At 67.9% G+C, this 16,869-nt stretch carries 16 protein-coding genes; 6 read left to right on the plus strand and 10 right to left on the minus strand.

Features of this window, described 5'->3' with window-relative positions:
- The first annotated feature begins 145 nt into the window (after positions 1 to 145).
- Together glf and ACFWNN_RS24790 are read left to right on the plus strand one after the other, a co-directional pair.
- Positions 146 to 1,330 carry a UDP-galactopyranose mutase gene (gene glf / locus ACFWNN_RS24785; protein ID WP_382442300.1) on the plus strand — a complete coding sequence of 395 codons (1,185 nt, stop codon included), beginning with the start codon at positions 146 to 148 and terminating at the stop codon, positions 1,328 to 1,330.
- 180 nt (positions 1,331 to 1,510) lie between these two features.
- A complete protein-coding gene (locus tag ACFWNN_RS24790) occupies positions 1,511 to 3,412 on the plus strand; it encodes a glycosyltransferase (RefSeq protein ID WP_382442301.1) in 1,902 nt (633 codons plus the stop codon).
- 43 nt (positions 3,413 to 3,455) lie between these two features.
- Here ACFWNN_RS24790 and ACFWNN_RS24795 read toward each other — a convergent pair whose 3' ends face one another.
- The 8 genes from ACFWNN_RS24795 to ACFWNN_RS24830 all read right to left on the minus strand — a co-directional run bounded on the left by ACFWNN_RS24795 (position 3,456) and on the right by ACFWNN_RS24830 (position 10,935).
- Entirely contained in the window at positions 3,456 to 4,268 is an 813-nt protein-coding gene (locus ACFWNN_RS24795; RefSeq protein ID WP_382442302.1) for a carbohydrate ABC transporter permease, read from the minus strand.
- On the minus strand, positions 4,265 to 5,116 hold the full coding sequence (locus ACFWNN_RS24800; protein ID WP_382442303.1) for a carbohydrate ABC transporter permease: 852 nt from the start codon (positions 5,114 to 5,116) through the stop codon (positions 4,265 to 4,267). Before ACFWNN_RS24800 ends, ACFWNN_RS24795 begins: the two co-directional genes overlap by 4 nt.
- Entirely contained in the window at positions 5,113 to 6,339 is a 1,227-nt protein-coding gene (locus tag ACFWNN_RS24805; RefSeq protein WP_382442304.1) for an ABC transporter substrate-binding protein, read from the minus strand. The genes ACFWNN_RS24800 and ACFWNN_RS24805 overlap by 4 nt, the downstream gene beginning before the upstream one ends.
- Positions 6,340 to 6,827: 488 nt before the next feature.
- Positions 6,828 to 7,730, minus strand: a complete 903-nt coding sequence (locus tag ACFWNN_RS24810; RefSeq protein ID WP_382442305.1) for a glycosyltransferase — start codon at positions 7,728 to 7,730, stop codon at positions 6,828 to 6,830.
- A gap of 3 nt (positions 7,731 to 7,733) precedes the next feature.
- A complete protein-coding gene (locus tag ACFWNN_RS24815) occupies positions 7,734 to 8,555 on the minus strand; it encodes an ABC transporter ATP-binding protein (RefSeq protein WP_382442306.1) in 822 nt (273 codons plus the stop codon).
- Positions 8,556 to 8,571: 16 nt separating this feature from the next.
- On the minus strand, positions 8,572 to 9,489 hold the full coding sequence (locus ACFWNN_RS24820; RefSeq protein ID WP_382442307.1) for an ABC transporter permease: 918 nt from the start codon (positions 9,487 to 9,489) through the stop codon (positions 8,572 to 8,574).
- Between the two features lie 59 nt (positions 9,490 to 9,548).
- Complete coding sequence (locus tag ACFWNN_RS24825; protein ID WP_382442308.1) at positions 9,549 to 10,400, minus strand: class I SAM-dependent methyltransferase; 852 nt, start codon at positions 10,398 to 10,400, stop codon at positions 9,549 to 9,551.
- Between the two features lie 58 nt (positions 10,401 to 10,458).
- Complete coding sequence (locus ACFWNN_RS24830) at positions 10,459 to 10,935, minus strand: bacterial proteasome activator family protein (RefSeq protein ID WP_382442309.1); 477 nt, start codon at positions 10,933 to 10,935, stop codon at positions 10,459 to 10,461.
- Between the two features lie 91 nt (positions 10,936 to 11,026).
- Here ACFWNN_RS24830 and ACFWNN_RS24835 point away from each other — a divergent pair, with 91 nt between their 5' ends.
- Positions 11,027 to 12,226 carry a cysteine desulfurase-like protein gene (locus ACFWNN_RS24835; RefSeq protein WP_382442310.1) on the plus strand — a complete coding sequence of 400 codons (1,200 nt, stop codon included), beginning with the start codon at positions 11,027 to 11,029 and terminating at the stop codon, positions 12,224 to 12,226.
- A gap of 20 nt (positions 12,227 to 12,246) precedes the next feature.
- Positions 12,247 to 12,891: a class I SAM-dependent methyltransferase gene (locus ACFWNN_RS24840; protein ID WP_382442311.1), complete on the plus strand. Its 645-nt coding sequence runs from the start codon at positions 12,247 to 12,249 to the stop codon at positions 12,889 to 12,891.
- Here the strand turns inward: ACFWNN_RS24840 and ACFWNN_RS24845 are convergent.
- The gene (locus ACFWNN_RS24845; RefSeq protein WP_382442312.1) at positions 12,875 to 13,840 is read right to left on the minus strand and encodes an NAD(P)H-quinone oxidoreductase; all 966 of its coding nucleotides are present in this window, start codon (positions 13,838 to 13,840) and stop codon (positions 12,875 to 12,877) included. The genes ACFWNN_RS24840 and ACFWNN_RS24845 overlap by 17 nt on opposite strands.
- Before the next feature lie 45 nt (positions 13,841 to 13,885).
- Here ACFWNN_RS24845 and ACFWNN_RS24850 point away from each other — a divergent pair, with 45 nt between their 5' ends.
- A complete protein-coding gene (locus tag ACFWNN_RS24850; protein ID WP_382442313.1) occupies positions 13,886 to 14,512 on the plus strand; it encodes a GNAT family N-acetyltransferase in 627 nt (208 codons plus the stop codon).
- Positions 14,513 to 14,590: 78 nt separating this feature from the next.
- Positions 14,591 to 16,102, plus strand: coding sequence for a M28 family metallopeptidase (locus ACFWNN_RS24855; protein ID WP_382442314.1), 1,512 nt, complete (start codon positions 14,591 to 14,593; stop codon positions 16,100 to 16,102).
- A gap of 384 nt (positions 16,103 to 16,486) precedes the next feature.
- Here ACFWNN_RS24855 and ACFWNN_RS24860 read toward each other — a convergent pair.
- A partial coding sequence (locus ACFWNN_RS24860; RefSeq protein ID WP_382442315.1) for a tetratricopeptide repeat protein occupies positions 16,487 to 16,869 on the minus strand: 383 nt, incomplete at its 5' end.

Consider the following 16,869-nt stretch of genomic DNA (forward strand, 5'->3'; position numbering starts at 1 on the left):
CCCGCGATAACGCGACCAAGGCTATCCCGACCGGCGTTCTCGGCCGCCGACGGCCTCTCGCACGCGTTTTAGCTGATCAAGGCCGGTGCGGTTCGCGGAGGGGGTGTTGGGACCACGCCTGGGAGCACCGGTACCCTCCACGTTCGTGAGCTTCGCTGGTTTTGACCTCATCGTCGTCGGTTCCGGTTTCTACGGACTGACCGTTGCCGAGCGCGCCGCCTCCCAGCTGAACAAGCGGGTGCTCGTTCTGGAACGTCGTTCCCACATCGGTGGCAACGCGTACTCGGAGGCTGAGCCCGAGACAGGAATCGAGGTGCACCGCTACGGTGCGCACCTCTTCCACACCTCGAACAAGAGGGTCTGGGAGTACTGCAACCAGTTCACCGAGTTCACCGGCTACCAGCACCGCGTCTTCGCGATGCACAAGGGCACGGCGTACCAGTTCCCGATGGGCCTGGGCCTGATCACCCAGTTCGTCGGCAAGTACCTGTCTCCCGACGAGGCTCGCGCGTGGGTCGCCGAGCAGGCGTCGGAGATCGACACCAAGGACGCCTCCAACCTGGAGGAGAAGGCGATCTCGCTGGTCGGCCGCCCCCTCTACGAGGCGTTCATCCGCGACTACACCGCGAAGCAGTGGCAGACCGACCCGAAGGAGCTGCCGGCCGCGGTCATCAGCCGCCTCCCGGTCCGCTACAACTTCGACAACCGCTACTTCAACGACACCTACGAGGGTCTGCCGGTCGACGGCTACACCGCGTGGCTCCAGAAGATGGCGGAGCACGAGAACATCGAGGTCCGCCTCGACACGGACTTCTTCGACGTGAAGGACGAGATCCCGGCGGGCACGCCGATCGTCTACACCGGTCCGGTCGACCGCTACTTCGACTACTCCGAGGGCTGGCTCGGCTGGCGCACGCTCGACTTCGAGCAGGAGGTCGTGCAGACGGGCGACTTCCAGGGCACGCCGGTCATGAACTACAACGACGCGGAGTTCCCCTACACCCGCATCCACGAGTTCCGCCACTTCCACCCGGAGCGGGACTACCCGAAGGACAAGACGGTCATCGTCCGCGAGTTCTCCCGCGCCGCGGAGAAGGACGACGAGCCGTACTACCCGATCAACACCGCCGAGGACCGCGAGAAGCTGGAGCGGTACCGGGTGCTCGCCAAGAAGGAGGCGGCCGAGAAGAACGTCCTCTTCGGCGGCCGTCTGGGCACCTACAAGTACCTCGACATGCACATGGCGATCGGATCCGCGCTCAGCGCGTTCGACAACAAGATCGCTCCGCACCTCACCGAGGGCACGCCGATCAACGGCGACCTGGACTGATGGTGACGATTTAGATCGCATTTCGCCCGGCCGTACAACCTGTGCGGCCGGGCGATCGTCTTTGGACAATGAGTACTATGGGCGCTTGACGCGCCGCGCCACGACTACTTTCTGTGGCGGAAGCCATCCATGAAGCTGACTGACCCGAACCGACCGCGTGCGGTTCGCCGGAGGAAGCACGTGACCGAGCAGGCCAAAACCGCAAGCGCTACGAAGATCAACCCGACTCAGGTCCTGCAGCGGGTGATCATGCCGCGGGACGAGGACCCGCTGGACGTGCGTCCGCTGTACCTCGACGAGCCGGCCAACGTGCACAGCCACGTCTCGGGCCGCCGCGCGGTGACGGTTCCGACCTCGGCGAAGGTGTCGTTCGCGTCGTACTTCAACGCCTTCCCCGCGAGCTACTGGAAGCGCTGGACGGTGATCGAGGACGTCGTGCTGCGCCTGCGCGTGCGCGGTGCCGGTCGCATCGACGTCTACCGCTCCAAGGCCAACGGCGACATCGTGCACCTCGACGGCCACGTCGTGCGCAGCCCGAAGTCGTACTCCGACATCGCCATCAAGGTGTCGCTCAAGCCGTTCGAGGACGGCGGCTGGATCTGGTTCGACGTCTTCACCGACGACACCACGATCGAGATCGAAGAGGCGGCCTGGACCACCGAGCAGGTGCTCCCGACCCAGACCGTCGCCATCGGCATGACGACGATGCGCCCGGTCGACGCGGTCATCGCGCTGCGCACCCTCGGCGAGGACCCGGCCGTGCTGGCCGTGCTGAAGAAGGTCTTCGTCGCCGACCAGGGCTCGGTCAAGGTCCGCGACACCGAGGGCTACGCCGAGGCCGTCAAGGCTCTCGGCGACAAGCTGGAGATCATCGAGCAGGACAACCTCGGTGGCTCCGGTGGCTTCACCCGCGGTCTGTACGAGGCGATCGAGCACACCGACGCCGACCAGATCATGCTGATGGACGACGACATCCGCCTGGAGCCGGACGCCGTCCTGCGCTCGAACGCGTTCGCGCGTGCCGCGGCCCAGCCGGTCATCGTCGGTTCGCACATGCTGAACCTCCAGGCCCGAGCCCGCCTGCACAGCATGGGCGAGGTCGTCGACCTGGGCACCTGCTACTGGCGCGCGGCGCCGGGCGCGCTCACCGACCACGACTTCGGCGCCGAGACGCTGCGGGAGACCGAGGAGCTGCACGCCCGCATCGACTCCACCTACAACGGCTGGTGGATGTGCCTGTTCCCGCGTGAGGTCGTCCAGCGCACCGGTTACCCGCTGCCGCTGTTCATCAAGTGGGACGACGCGGAGTACTCGCTGCGCGCCCTCGAGCGCGGCTACCCGACGGTCTCGCTGCCCGGCTCGGCCGTGTGGCACATGCCGTGGACGGACAAGAACGACGCCACCGACTGGCAGGCGTACTTCCACACCCGCAACCGCCTCGTCCTCGCGGCGCTGCACAGCCCGTACGACGTGCGGTCCACGCTGCTCAAGCAGGGCCTGAAGCTGTCGCTGCGGCACCTGCTGTCGATGGAGTACTCGACCGTCGCCGTGCAGCAGAAGGCGATCGAGGACTTCCTGGCCGGCCCGTCGAAGCTGTTCGACTCGCTGCGCACGGCCCTCCCGGCGATCCGCGAGCTCCGCAAGGACTACTCGGACGCCCAGGTCCTGCCGTCCGCCCGCGAGTTCCCGGCCCCGACGTTCGACATGGTCCGCGCCGAGCAGATGCTCACGCCGCCCACGAACCCGGTCACCATCGCGTCCGAGGCCGCCAAGGCGCTCATGCACAACCTGCGTGAGCCCCAGGCCGCCACGGCCGAGCGCCCGCAGATCAACGTGCCGGCGACCAACGCCCGCTGGTTTCTCCTTGGCAACCTGGACAGCGCCACGGTCTCCAACGCCGACGGCAGCGGTGTCGCGTTCCGCAAGCGCGACCCGAAGGAGTTCCGCGCCCTGATGAAGCGCGCGGTCCGCAACTACCGGCGGCTGTCCGCCGAGTGGCCGCGGATGCAGAAGGTCTACCGCGACGCGCTGCCCGAGCTCACCTCGGTCGAGTCGTGGCGCAAGGTGTTCGAGAACAACTGATGTCGTTCTGGAAAGGGCCCTCGGAATTCCGGGGGCCCTTTTGCTATCCCTTGATGCCCGTCTCGGTCACGCCGCGCACCAGGAACCGTTGCAGCGCCACGAACACGATCACCAACGGCGCGATGGACACCGCGGCCGCGAGGAACAGCTCGTGCAGGTTGAGCGACTGGGCGGTGAGGAACGTCGACAGCGCCACCTGCACGGTCCACGAGTCCTGGTCCTGCGCGATCACCAACGGCCACAGGAACTGGTTCCACGACGTCACGAACGAGATCACGCCCAGCGCGGCGAAGAACCCGCGCGAGTTCGGCACCACGATCCGCCAGAACGTTCCCCAGTGGCCGAGGCCGTCGATGCGCGCGGCCTCCTCCAGCTCACGCGGGAACGTCAGGAAGTACTGCCGGAACAGGAACGCGGTGAACCCGCTGAACAGGCCGGGGATCACCAGTCCGCGCAGGTCGGAGACCCAGCCGAGGGTCGACACCACCACGAACGACGGCACGAACGTCACGGCCGCCGGGATCATCAGCGTCGCGACCACCAGGTACAGCACGACGTTCGAGTACCGGTATGGGATGCGCGCCAGTCCGTAGCCTGCCAACGAGCACAACAGCAGCTGTCCCACCGTTTGCAGCACCGCGACGACGAGAGAGTTGAGCATGCTCCGCAGCAACGGCACGGCGGGGTCGTTGAACAGCTCGGCGAAGTTCTCCCAGTGGACTTCGGTCGGCCACCAGGTCCAGTCGGCCGCGGTGATCTCGGACTCGAGCGCGAGGCCGTTGCGCAGCACCAGGTAGAACGGCAGCAGGAAGAAGAACGCGACCACCGTCAGTGCGGTGTACCTGACGGCCTTCATCGCGTGAACACCCGGCCTTGTGCCAGCGTCACGGCCGCGATCAGCAACGACAGGATCACCGCGCCCGCGCTGCCGTGCCCGAAGTCCTGCCCGCCGCTGCCCAGCGACGTGTAGTAGAGGTACACGAGCGGCGGCCTGCCGAACGGGCCGGAGCCCAGCACGTTGTAGAACTCGTCGAACGCCTGATAGGCCGCGATCAGCAGAAGCAGCAGCACCGCGACCGATGTCGTGCGCAGCTGCGGCAACGTGATGTGCCGCAACGCCTGCCACGGCCGTGCGCCGTCGATCCACGCCGCTTCGTAGAGGTGGTGCGGAATCCGTTGCAGGCCGGCGATGAACAGGATCATGTAGAACCCCAGCTGGAGCCACAGCCGCAACGTCACGAGCACCACCCAGTACCAGGGCGGCGTGACGGTCCACGCGATCGGCTCCGCGCCGAACCACCCCAGCACCGTGTTCGCCAGCCCGTACCGCACGCCGTTGAACAGCGACAGCTTCCACACCAGCGACGCCACGACGTACGAGCAGGCGAACGGCAGGAAGAACACCGACCGGAAGAACGCCTGCATGAAGCGAATTCCGTTGACCAGCAACGCCAGTGCCAGCGCGAGCACGAACGTCAACGGCACCACGAACACCGCAAAGACGCTGAACGTGCCCAGTGACTGGAGGAACGGCCCGTCGGTGAGCATGTCGACGTAGTTGTCGAACCCCACGAACGTCGTCGGCGTGACCGTGTTGCGCGCGTCGAAGAACGACAGCAGCACGCTCCACCCGATCGGCACGTACACGAACACCAGCAGCCCGAGGAAGAACGGCCCCACGAACAGCCAGAAGGTGCGCGTCATCCGTAGAGGCGTTTCAGCTCGTCCCGCACCTTGCCCACGGCGCCGCGCAGTTCGGACGACGCGTCGGCACCGTCGCGCACGACCTTCGCCACGGCGTCCTCGAACGCGGTCCGCATCGCCGACGTCCAGTCCGGCGGGTTGGACGATTTGGCGTTGTCCCGCACGAAACTGACCGCATCCGCGGCGGCGCCGGTCTTGGCCTTGTCCGCCGACGTCGCGAGCGACTGCCGTGGCGGGATGTGGAAGCCGTACGACTGGTTGAAGTCCTGCTGGTAGTCGGTGCGCTCCACCCACAGCCAGCGCACGAACTCCTTGGCCTCGGCCACTTTCGCCGACTTCGCGTTCACCATCGCGCCGTACGCCCCGACCGGCACGGACGGCTTGCCGGCGTCGTTCAGCCGAGGCCACGGCAGCACGCCGAAGTCGTCACCCAGGGCCTTCTGCACGGCCGGAACCGTCCACAGTCCCGTCCACTGCATCGCCACGAGCCCCTGCGTGAAGGCGTCCGGCTCCGACCAGTCCTTCACCGCGCCCAGCAGCAACGCCCCGCTCGCCTGGAGGTCACGCAGCTTGCCGATCGCCTGCGCCGCAACGGGGTCGTCGAACCCGACCTGGTGCTCCGGCGTCACGTAGTCGAGCCCGGCCGACCACAGCGCGGGGCCGGCGAGCACCTTCACGCCGGCGTCGTTGCCGGCGAACAGCCCCTTGGTGTTGTTGTTGGTCAACCGCCTGGCCGCGTCCACCAGTTCGTCCACAGTGGACGGTGGTTGGACGCCGGCCTTGGCCAGCATGCTCTTGCGGTAGAACAGCATCTGCATGTCGACGGCCTGTGGGATGCCGTAGAGCTGACCGTCCACGGTGTGCCCGGCGAGGATCGACGCGGTGAAGTCGTCGCGGGCTGGCGCGATCACGTCATCCAGCGGGGTCAGTTGTCCGGCTCGTACCGCGCTCACCTGGGTGGTGGCCTCGAAGACGTCCGGGCCGGTGCCGGACAGGAGGGCGGTGGCCAGCTTCGAGTCGTAGTCGCCTGGGTTCCACTGGACGTCTATCGGCACCTTGCCGTAGGCCTGTGCGTATCGCTCGACTGCCTGTTGCACGCCCGGTTCGCCGTATGCGTGGTACCACTGGCTGAGGCCCTGCGCGTTGCGTCCGGTGTTGGATCCGCAGGCGGAGAGCAGGGTCAGGGCGCCCGCGGTCGTCAGAAGTCTGCGTCGGGAGATCACTACTTTACGTTTACTCCCCTTACCGGGAGTAGGCGATCACAACTCGCGTCAGGTCCCACAGTTCGGCCGGCGGTTGCGAGGGTGGTCGGGTTGGGTCTCGACGAAAGACCTGGGGTGTGCGATTGGGGCTTGACTTCGGGGCCCTTGCGAGGCGCTGGTCGGCCGGAAAAGGCCGGGCTGAAAAGCGCCCGGCCGAGCTCGAGAAGCTAGCACCTCGCACCCAAAGTCAAGCCCCAATCGCCTTGAGCGGTGGAACCGGTTCCCGATGGGGCATCAGCCCGTTCGAGCTCGCTTCGCTTCGCAACGCCAGGTTTCGTAGGTGGTTGGCTTTGCGTTGACGGCTGCCGGTTGAGAGCGCGCGCCTGGCTTGCGTGCGGGGTCGGCTTGCGTTGACGACTGCGGTTGAGTGCGCGGGCCCGAGTTGTCCCACTCCCGGGAAACGGCAACGGCCCCTCCCGGCGAACCGGGAAGGGCCGTTGCGGCCGTGCTCACTTGCGGAAGAACTGCTCCCGCCGGCCCAGCCGGACCAGCTTCAACCACTCCACGAACGCCTTCGGGTCCTTGCGGACGCCGAGGAAGTACAGGCCGAACCGGAACACCTCCAGCACGCCCAGCTTGCGCATGCCGGGCTGGGCCAGCAGGTAGCCGCGGTTGCGGTAGGTGTAGTAGCGCTTGACCGGGTTCTCCGGGTCCTGCGCGTGGAAGCGGCCGCCCAGCATCGGCTTGAACTCGTCCGAGCCGTCCGGGTGGACGTACGCGACCTTCAGCGAGGTGCCGAACGGCAGGCCGCTGCGCACCAGGCGGCGGTGCACCTCGACCTCGTCGCCGCGGAAGAACAGGCGGTAGTCCGGCACGCCGACGACGTCGAGCGTCGTGGCGCGGAACAGGGCTCCGTTGAACAGCGACGCGATGCCCGGCAGGAAGTCGGTGCCGAGGTCGGCTGCCGAGCGCTTCCAGGTCAGGCCCCTGCGCAGCGGGAACGCGAGCTTGTCCGGCGAGTCGATGTTCGTGACGACCGGCGAGATCTCGGCGAGGCCCCGGCGCTCTGCCTCCCCGAGGAGGACTTCGAGCACGTTCTCGTCGGCGGGGCGGCCGTCGTCGTCGGCGAGCCAGACCCACTCCGCGCCCATCGACAGCGCGTGCAGGATGCCCAGCGCGAAGCCGCCGGCGCCGCCGAGGTTGCGGTGCGACGCCAGGTACGTCGTGGGCAGGGGGCACTGCTCGACCAGGTCGTTGACCGGCTGGTCTGGCCCGTTGTCGACGACCACCAGGTGGTCGGGGACGCGCGTCTGCGTCGAGAGGGCTTTGAGCGACTCGGAGAGCAGCTCACGGCGGTGGCGGGTGACCACCACCGCCACCACGGAGCCCTTGGGCAGTGCCTCGAGGTTCACTGTCTATTCGCCGCCGTTTCCGGTGAGGACGGGGGAGGAGGAGTAGCCGAGCCTGGCCAGCTGCTCGGTGCTCATCCGGTCGAACGGGTCGAAGCCCTTGTACTCGGTCAGCACCTCGCGGAGACCACCGTGCATCTTGACACGGCCCTCGTCCATCCAGATCGCGCTGTCGCAGAAGTCCAGCAGCGTTTCGTCGGAGTGGTTCGCGAACACCAGCAGACCGGAGCGCTTCACCAGGTCCTTGAGGCGGTCGCGGGCCTTCGCCATGAACGCCGCGTCGACCGCGCCGATGCCCTCGTCGAGCAGCAGGATCTCGGGGTCGATCGAGGTGACCACGCCGAGCGCGAGTCGCACGCGCATGCCGGTCGAGTACGTGCGCAGCGGCATCTGCAGGTAGTCACCGAGCTCGGTGAACTCCGAGATGTCGTCGACGCGCTTTTCCATCTGCTTGCGGGTCATGCCGAGGAACAGGCCCCGGATCATGATGTTCTCGTAGCCGGAGATCTCCGGGTCCATGCCGACGCCGAGGTCGAAGACCGGCGCCACCTTGCCGACGATGCGGGACTGGCCGCGGGTCGGCTCGTAGATGCCCGCCAGCAGGCGCAGCAGCGTGGACTTGCCGGCGCCGTTGTGGCCGACCAGGCCGACGCGGGCGCCGTCCTTGAGCGACAACGAGATGTCGTGCAGCGCCTCGATGATCGGCACCCGGCCCTCTGAGCCGATCTTGCCGCCGACCTTGCCGAACGCGAGCTTCTTCAGCGACCTCGACTTGGCGTCGAAGATCGGGAAGTCGACCGATGCGTTCCAGACGTCGATGCTGACCATGGTTAGTCGACCTCCTCTAGACCCAGTAGGAAACGCGGGCGCGGTAGTTGCGCAGGATGACCATCGCGAGCGCCCAGCCGACGACGGTGAAACCGCCGACGATCGCCCAGTGGTGCCAGTCGACCGCGTGGCCGAGCAGCGGGGCGCGGACGACCTCGACGAAGTGGTACACGGGGTTGAGCTCGGCGATCAGGATGCGCCAGTCGTTGCTGCCACCGCCGCCGGTGACCTTCTGCAGCACGCCCGCGTCCCAGACGATCGGCGTCATGAAGAAGACCAGGTTGATGAAGCTGGTCACGACCGGCGGGATGTCGCGGAAGCGGGTGCTGATGACGCCGAACGCCAGCGCGACCCACACCGCGTTGACCGCGAGGAGCGCGAAACCGGGGATCGCGAGCACGATGGTCCAGCTCAGACCGGGGTGGACCGGGCCGCCGTCGCTGATCGTGTACTGGTGGCTCAGCGCCGGGAAGAAGATCGCCAGCACGATCGCGTAGACCGCGAGGTTGTGCAGCAGGAACAGCACCTGGCGCCACACCATGCGCATCACGTGGACGGTGATCGGCGCGGGGAGGTGCTTGATGAGCCCCTCGTTCGCGATGAACACGTCCGTGCCCTCGGTGATGCAGCCGAGGATGAAGTTCCAGACGATGAAGCCGACCGTCACGTACGGGAGGAACGTCGGGACGTTCGTGTCGAACAGCACCGAATACAGCAGGCCGAGCGCGAGAGCCGTGGTGCCCATCGAAATGGTGATCCACAGGGGACCGATCACCGAACGGCGGTAGCGCTGCTTGATGTCCTGCCAGCCGAGGTGGCCCCACAGTTCGCGGTGGTCCCACGCCTCCCGCACGTCGGCGAACGCGCGCTTGAAGCTGCGCGACTTGACGGCAGGCGGCGCCTCGGGGTGCTCGAGGGTACTGGTGGCTTGCACGAGGACTGAGCGTACCGGCGTCCGTTCACCGACCTGGACGCCGGTACGTCACGGAGTGGTCAACGAGCGGGGATCTTGGTCACCCGCATGGCTACCTGCTCGTTGTCGTAGGTGAACGCCTCGTAGCTGAACTCGATGCCCGTCGCCTCGACGTACTCCGTCCAGGCCTTGTGCTCGTGGTCCTGCCAGCCGGGGAAGTTGAAGTACTCGTCGAAGTGGATGACGCTGCCTTCGACGAGCCGCGGCCCGACCAGTTCCAGCACGGTCTTCGTGGAGGAGTAGAGGTCGCAGTCGACGTGCAGGAACGTCACCGGGCCCTCGTGCTCGGCCAGGAAGCCCGGCAGCACCTCGTCGAACCAGCCGACGACGAGCTCGGCGCCCGGCACCTCCGGCAGGCCGTCGACGTTGAACGCGCCGGCGGGGAAGCCGTTGCGCCAGTTCTCCGGCAGGCCCTCGAACGAGTCGAAGCCGTAGACGTCCTCGCCGCCACGCGCGGTGGCGATGATCTTCAGCGTGGTCCCCTGGTAGACGCCGAACTCCAGCGCGAGCCCGCCTTCGGGGGCGAGCGTGAGCGCGTGTTCGAGCGTCTCGTGCGGGTGACCGAACTGCGGCGCGTGCGGCATGTGTTCGCGGACGAACTGCGCGCTCTGCAGCGCGGCTTCCTGTTCACCCGCGAAGACGAGGTCGCGGCGAGTGCGGATCTCCAGCTGACGGGTCTGGTCGACGGACCTGTCACCCTGGTGGCGGATCTCGTCCTGCACCTGCCGGCCGAGGTCGTCCACCTTGCGTTGCAGGTCGTCGACCTGCGCGCGGATCGGGGCGACGGCGTCCGCCACCAGTTCGATCGCCTTCACCCGCAGCTTGTGGCGCAGTTGCTTCGCCGACAGGGCACGGCGCACCTGCTCGAGCACGATGGCTCCTCTCCAGGAAGTTCAGCGGGCATCGTAGAACCAACACCCGGTCCCTCGGCTAGAGGTACTGGCCGGTGCCTTTGCCCGTGATGCCACCTTCGGCGCCCTCGCCACCGCTGCCCGCGGGCAGTGCCCGGCCGCGCATCTGCTCCAGCTGGGCCCGTGCCGCCATCTGCTGGGCGAACAACGCCGTCTGAATGCCGTGGAAGAGGCCCTCCAGCCAGCCGACGAGCTGGGCCTGCGCGATCCGCAGCTCGGCGTCCGAGGGGGTGCCCTCCTCGGTGAACGGCAGCGACAGCCGTTCCAGCTCCTCGCGCAGCTCCGGCGCGAGGCCGTCCTCGAGCTCCTCGATGGACCGCTTGTGGATCTCCTTGAGACGGTTGCGGCTGGCCTCGTCCAGGGGAGCCGCGCGCACCTCCTCCAGCAGCTGCTTGATCATCGTGCCGATCCGCATGACCTTGGCCGGCTGTTCGACGAGGTCGGCGATGTCGCCGTCCTGGCCGCCGACGATTACGACGGGCTGCTCCTGGTTCATGGTCTCCATCCTCGCGCCATTCACGTTTTCGAAACTAATCGGGGTGGGGCTGGTAGTTGCTGTGTTTGCCCATATACGTACGGTGTGTGTCATGGCGTTCGACGTCGCACGAGTACGAGGGCTCTTCCCCGCGCTCGGCGACGGCTGGGTCCACCTCGACGCACCGGCCGGCATGCAGGTGCCCGAACAGGTCGCCACCGCCGTCTCCACCGCGCTGCGCGCCCCGGTCTCCGGACCCGGCGGCATCTTCCCCGCGTCCCAGCGCGCCCAGGGCATCGTGGACGCCGCCCGCCGGTCGGTCGCCGACCTGGTCGGAGGCGATCCCGCCGGAGTCGTGCTCGGGCCGTCGTCGGCGGTGTTGCTGCAACGGCTCGCGGACGCGATGACCGACGACTGGTTCATGGGCGACGAGGTCCTGGTTTCCCGGTTGGACCACCCGGCGAACATCGCGCCGTGGTTGCGCGCGACACAGCGGACCGGCAGCGCCGTCAAGTGGGCCGAGATCGACATCGAGACGTGCGAGCTGCCGAGCTGGCAGTTCGACGAGCTCGTCACCGACCGCACGAAGCTGATCGCCATCACGGCGGCGTCCGGGGTGGTCGGCACCAGGCCCGACCTGGCCAAGATCTCGTCCGTCGCTCGTGCGCACGGGTCGTTGATGGTCGTCGACGCCTCTGCCGCGGCGCCGTTCGTGCCGTTGGACATCGTTGGCATGGGAGCCGACGTCGTGGCGCTGTCGGCCGGGCAGTGGGGTGGACCGCCGGTCGGCGCGCTGGTGTTCCGCGACCCGTCGGTGCTGGAGCGGCTGCCGTCGGTATCAGTGGATCCGATGGCGCGCGGCCCGGAACGGCTGGAGCTCGGCCCCCACGCGTATCCGATGCTCGCCGGGCTCGTTGCGTCGGTCGAGTACCTCGCGGAGCTGGACGACGCGGCCTCCGGTACGCGGCGCGAGCGGTTGCTCACGTCGCTCGGGTCCGTGAAGGCCTACCAGGCCGGACTGCTCGCTAACCTCATCAACGAACTGCGGTCGCTGCGACACGTGATGGTGATCGGCGACGCCATGCGGCGGGTGCCCGCGCTGGCGTTCTCGATCGCCGGGGTCAAGGCGGCGGACGGCGTCGAACACCTCGCGTCCCGGGGTGTCTGCGCGTTCGCCGACCCCGGCCAGCACGGGGTGTTCTCGGTGCTGGGCGTCGGTGAGATCGGCGGCGCCATCCGCATCGGGCTCGCGCACTACACGAACGCCGTTGAGATGGACGACCTGGTGCGGGCGGTGGCCGAGCTGGGCTGACAGGGTGGGAGAGATCCTCTGTGGACGACGTGCTGGCTCGCGAGCTGGCTGATCTCTCGGCCCTGCACCGCATCGGCTCGTTGAACACCGAGTACCTGCCGGCGACGGTCGGCGACCTGCGACCGGCGGCGCTGGTCGCGGTGATGGACGAGATCGTGCTCGGCGCGCGGACCGTTCTGGTCGAACTCGGGTGCGGGTCTTCCGCCGTGCTGTTGGCGCGTTTGTTGCAGCAGCGCGGGTTCGGGCACCTGTTGGCGATCGAGCACGACGAACGGCTCGCTGCTTTCGTTGCGTCGCAACTTCGTCGTGAGGGGCTGGGTTCTGTGGCCCGCGTCGTGCACGCGCCGTTGTCGCGGCATCCGGCGGCGTTGTCGCGGCACGGCCAGTGGTACGCGCCGCAGCAGGTGCACGACGAAGTGCTCGGGTACGTCGAACGGTTCGGTCTGGTGGACCTGCTGCTCGTGGACGGCCCGGGGTTCGGCGACTCGCGCTATCCGGCGTTGCCCGTGCTGCGGGCCGTGCTGGCGCCCGGTGCGACGGTGCTGGCCGACGACGTGGACCGGCCGGACGAGGCGGCGGTGCTGACGCGGTGGTCCGAGGAGTTCGGGCTGGAGTTCCGCACGGCTCCCCGGACCTCGCTGGCGGCGGCTACCGCTCTCGCTTGAGCAGGACCTTGCCGAAGACGTCGCCGTTGTCGAGCAGCCGGTGCGCCTCGGCGGCGTTCGACATCGGCACGACCTCGCCGACGATCGGGTGCACGGCGCCGCTCTCGATCAACGGCCACAGGTGCTCGCGGACCTGGGCGACGATGGCGCCCTTGCTCTCGACGCTGCGGCCGCGCAGTCCGGTCGCCATCACCGACGCGCGTTTCGCGAGCAGCTTGCCGATCGGCAGCTCGCCCTTCACACCGCCCTGCATGCCGATGATCATCAACCGGCCGTCGGGCGCGAGCAGGTCGATGTTGCGTCCCAGGTAGGAGGCGCCCATGTTGTCGAGGACGACGTCCGCCTGCTTGACCTCTTCCACGAAGTCCTGGGTCTTGTAGTTGACGGTGATGTCCGCGCCGAGCTCCTTGCACTTGGCGAGGCGCTCGTCGGAGCCCGCGGTGACCGCGACCGTGGCGCCGAGGGCCTTGGCGACCTGGATGGCGTGCGTGCCGATGCCGCCCGCGCCGCCGTGCACGAGGAACCGCTCGCCGAGCTTGAGCCTGCCGTCCATCACGACGTTCGACCAGACCGTGCAGGCGACCTCGGGGAGCGCGGCCGCCGTGACGACGTCGACGTTGCCCGGGATCGGCAGGACCTGCGGGGCGGGCACGACGACCTTCTCCGCGTAGCCGCCGCCCGCGAGCAGCGCGCACACCTCGTCGCCGACCTGCCAGCCGGTGACACCCTCGCCGAGCGCCGCGATCGTGCCGGAGCACTCCAGGCCGATGACGTCCGAAGCGCCCTTGGGCGGCGGGTAGAAGCCCTGGCGCTGGAGCAGGTCGGCGCGGTTGACCGCACTCGCGGCGACGTCGATCAGCACCTCGCCCGGACCCGGCACCGGATCAGGGACCTCGGTCCAGGTGAGCACCTCTGGGCCGCCGGGTTCGTTCACGGTGATCGCATGCATACAGTCGACCGTAATACCGTTCGACAGGTCCGGCACCATCGGATCATGGACGCCTGGCCGTTGCGACACCTCGTTCTCCGCACCCCGCGACTGGAGCTGCGCCCGGACGACGACGCGTCGCTGTTCGAGTTGATCGAGGTGGCGCGCGAGGGCGTGCACGACCCGGCCGAGATGCCGTTCAACGTGCCCTGGACCGACGACCTCGGAGACGGCCGCGGGCTGCTCCAGCACTTCTGGGGGCAGCGGGCGAAGTTCTCGCCCGCGGACTGGGTGATCCCGTTCGTCGTGCGGTACGAGGGCAGGGCGATCGGCGTGCAGGACGTCGGCGCGCGCGACTTCGCCGTGCTGCGCGAGGTGGGCACCGGCTCGTGGCTCGGCAAGAGGTTCCAGGGCAACGGTTTCGGTACGGAGATGCGTGTCGCCGTGCTGCAGTTCGCGTTCGACCACCTGGGTGCGGACGTCGCTCGTTCGGCCGCATGGCTCGGTAACCACGCGTCAAACCGTGTGAGCGCCAAGCTCGGTTACGTGCACGACGGCACTTTGCGCATCGCACCGCGCGGAGAACGCCTTGAGCACGTACGACTCCGTCTGGACGCCGCCGATTTCGTGCGCCCCGACTGGAACGTGACTGTCGAAGGGCTAGCGGAGTGTGTTCAGCTGATCACCAGCTGAACTCCCGCCGACCGACGGATTGTGTCCTGGGTCTCCCTTTTGTGAGGGTTCAGCAATCTCGAACGAAGGGGAACGTTCATGTCCGGCAGATCCAAGCTGGCGGCTGTGCTTGCCATCTCGGCACTAGTCGCTGCCCCTACCGCCACGGCGTCCGCCGCCGCTGAGCCGGCAGGTCCCGCTCTCGCGAAGAAGCTCGCGAAGAAGGTGACGGTCGAAGGCGTCAACCGGCACCTCATCGCGTTCCAGCGCCTCGCCGACCGCAACGGCGGCAACCGCGCGGCCCTCACCCCGGGCTACGACGCGAGCGTCGACTACGTCGCGGGCAAGCTGCGCGACGCGGGCTTCATCGTCACCACCCCGAACTTCAGCTTCGAAGTCCCGGTCAACGACGCGGAGACCGCCCGCGTCGACGGCGTGAACTACCAGGCGATCGTGATGATCGAGTCGCCGCAGACCCCGGTCGGCGGCATCACCGGCACGCTGCGAGTCGTCCCGGAGGACACCACCACGGGCTGCGAGGCGACCGACTTCGCGGGCCAGAACTTCGCCGGCTCCATCGCCCTGATCCGCCGCGGCGGCTGCACGTTCGAGCAGAAGCACCTCAACGCCTTCAACGCGGGCGCCATCGGCGTCCTCGTCTCGAACAACACCGCGGGCCCGCTGAAGGACGTCACGCTCACCAACCCCGGCAAGATCCCGACCGGCGGCATCTCCCAGGCCGACGGCACCACCCTCGCCAGCAAGGCGGGCGCCTCGGTCACCGTGGACATGCGCTTCCACACCGAGACCGTCACCCAGCGCAACGTCATCGCGGAAACCCGCACGGGCCGCAAGAACAACGTCGTCATGGCCGGCTCCCACCTCGACAGCGTCGAACTGGGCCCGGGCATCAACGACAACGGCTCCGGCTCCGCCGCCCTGCTGGAGACCGCCCTGCAGCTCGGCTCCAAGCCGAAGGTCGACAACGCCATCCGCTTCGCCTGGTGGGGCGCGGAAGAGCGCGGTCTCATCGGCTCCGAGGAATGGGTCCGCTCGCTGACGTTCGAGCAGCAGCTGGACATCGCCCTCTACCTGAACTTCGACATGGTCGGCTCCCCGAACGCCGCCTACTTCATCTATGACGGCGACGACAGCGACGCAGTGGGCGCGGGCCCCGGCCCGTTCGGCTCGGCCCAGATCGAAAAGGCCTTCGCCGACTACTTCGCCGCCAAGGGCGTCCCCACCGAAGGCACGGACTTCTCGGGCCGCTCCGACTACGGCGAGTTCATCGCCCAGGGCATCCCGGCCGGCGGCCTCTTCACCGGCGCGGAAGGCCTCAAGACCGCCGCACAGGCAGCCAAGTGGGGCGGCACCGCAGGCATCGCCTACGACCCCTGCTACCACGCCAAGTGCGACAACCTCGGCAACATCGACCGAGTGGCCCTGGGCCGCAACGCGGGCGCCATCGCCTTCGTGACGGCCGCCTACGGCGTCTCGACCGAGGACGTCAACGGCGTCCCGCCGCGTCAGAAGCGCGCGGAGGCCCGCAAGTCTGCAACGCTGATGAAGTCGGCTTCCGCGGACACCCACTCACACGCAGCCACGTCCTGATTTCCCTCTGACAACCGGCGGCGGTGCCCGAGTGGGTACCGCCGCCGGTTCGTTTCTGCCGGCTCGCGAGAGGGTTTCCGCCCCAAGGCGATAGGCGCCGTGAATGGGCGAGATAAAGGCATGTTCGGGCGTGAAGGCCGTCAGCCGGCCCGCACAACCCTCATCGACTGCGGAAGCGGAGGGATTTGAACCCCCGGACGGTTGCCCGTCTCCCGCTTTCAAGGGAGTGGCATCGCCGTTCAGAGGTGTTCGCTGGCGTTCTTTGCACTGGTCAGCAGCTTTACAGAAGCCATGCTGAACTCCTGTGAACAAGTCCGTATGAGACTGCCCTTGAGACTGTGACATCTCGCCGAACCACGCTCGCTACACCTAGGTGACACGCCATCAGTCTTGATTCGGATCAGGTCCCGCGGTCTCTGCCTGCCAATGTTCAAGGCCGCTGACTGCGGTGAGAGTGTCCGGGTGGTCCTCGCCCTGCAGTCGTAGCCGATCGGCGACGACCTGCTCCAGGATTTCGATCGCCTCGCTCGTGCGCCCTGCCTGCCAGTAGGAACTGGCCAGGTTTCCGCGAGCGGTGAGAGTGTTCGGGTGGTCCTCGCCCTGCAGTCGTAGCCGATCGGCGACGACCTGCTCCAGGATTTCGGTCGCCTCGCTCGTGCGCCCTGCCTGCTGGTAGGAGATGGCTAGGTTGGCGCGAGCGGTGAGGGTGTTCGGGTGGTCCTCGCCCAGCAGCCGCTGGATGTCGGCGACGACCTGCTCTTCGATCT

The organism is Lentzea sp. NPDC058450, from assembly GCF_042721395.1.
GTDB lineage: Bacteria > Actinomycetota > Actinomycetes > Mycobacteriales > Pseudonocardiaceae > Lentzea.

Excerpts from the sequence above, each read along its gene's own strand:
- ACFWNN_RS24855 (WP_382442314.1), top strand. The coding sequence starts at position 14,591 with ATGTCCGGCAGATCCAAGCTGGCGGCTGTGCTTGCCATCTCGGCACTA.
- ACFWNN_RS24800 (WP_382442303.1), bottom strand. The coding sequence starts at position 5,116 with ATGACGCGCACCTTCTGGCTGTTCGTGGGGCCGTTCTTCCTCGGGCTG.
- ACFWNN_RS24795 (WP_382442302.1), bottom strand. The coding sequence starts at position 4,268 with ATGAAGGCCGTCAGGTACACCGCACTGACGGTGGTCGCGTTCTTCTTC.
- ACFWNN_RS24835 (WP_382442310.1), top strand. The coding sequence starts at position 11,027 with ATGGCGTTCGACGTCGCACGAGTACGAGGGCTCTTCCCCGCGCTCGGC.
- ACFWNN_RS24845 (WP_382442312.1), bottom strand. The coding sequence starts at position 13,840 with ATGCATGCGATCACCGTGAACGAACCCGGCGGCCCAGAGGTGCTCACC.
- ACFWNN_RS24815 (WP_382442306.1), bottom strand. The coding sequence starts at position 8,555 with ATGGTCAGCATCGACGTCTGGAACGCATCGGTCGACTTCCCGATCTTC.
- ACFWNN_RS24850 (WP_382442313.1), top strand. The coding sequence starts at position 13,886 with ATGGACGCCTGGCCGTTGCGACACCTCGTTCTCCGCACCCCGCGACTG.
- ACFWNN_RS24830 (WP_382442309.1), bottom strand. The coding sequence starts at position 10,935 with ATGAACCAGGAGCAGCCCGTCGTAATCGTCGGCGGCCAGGACGGCGAC.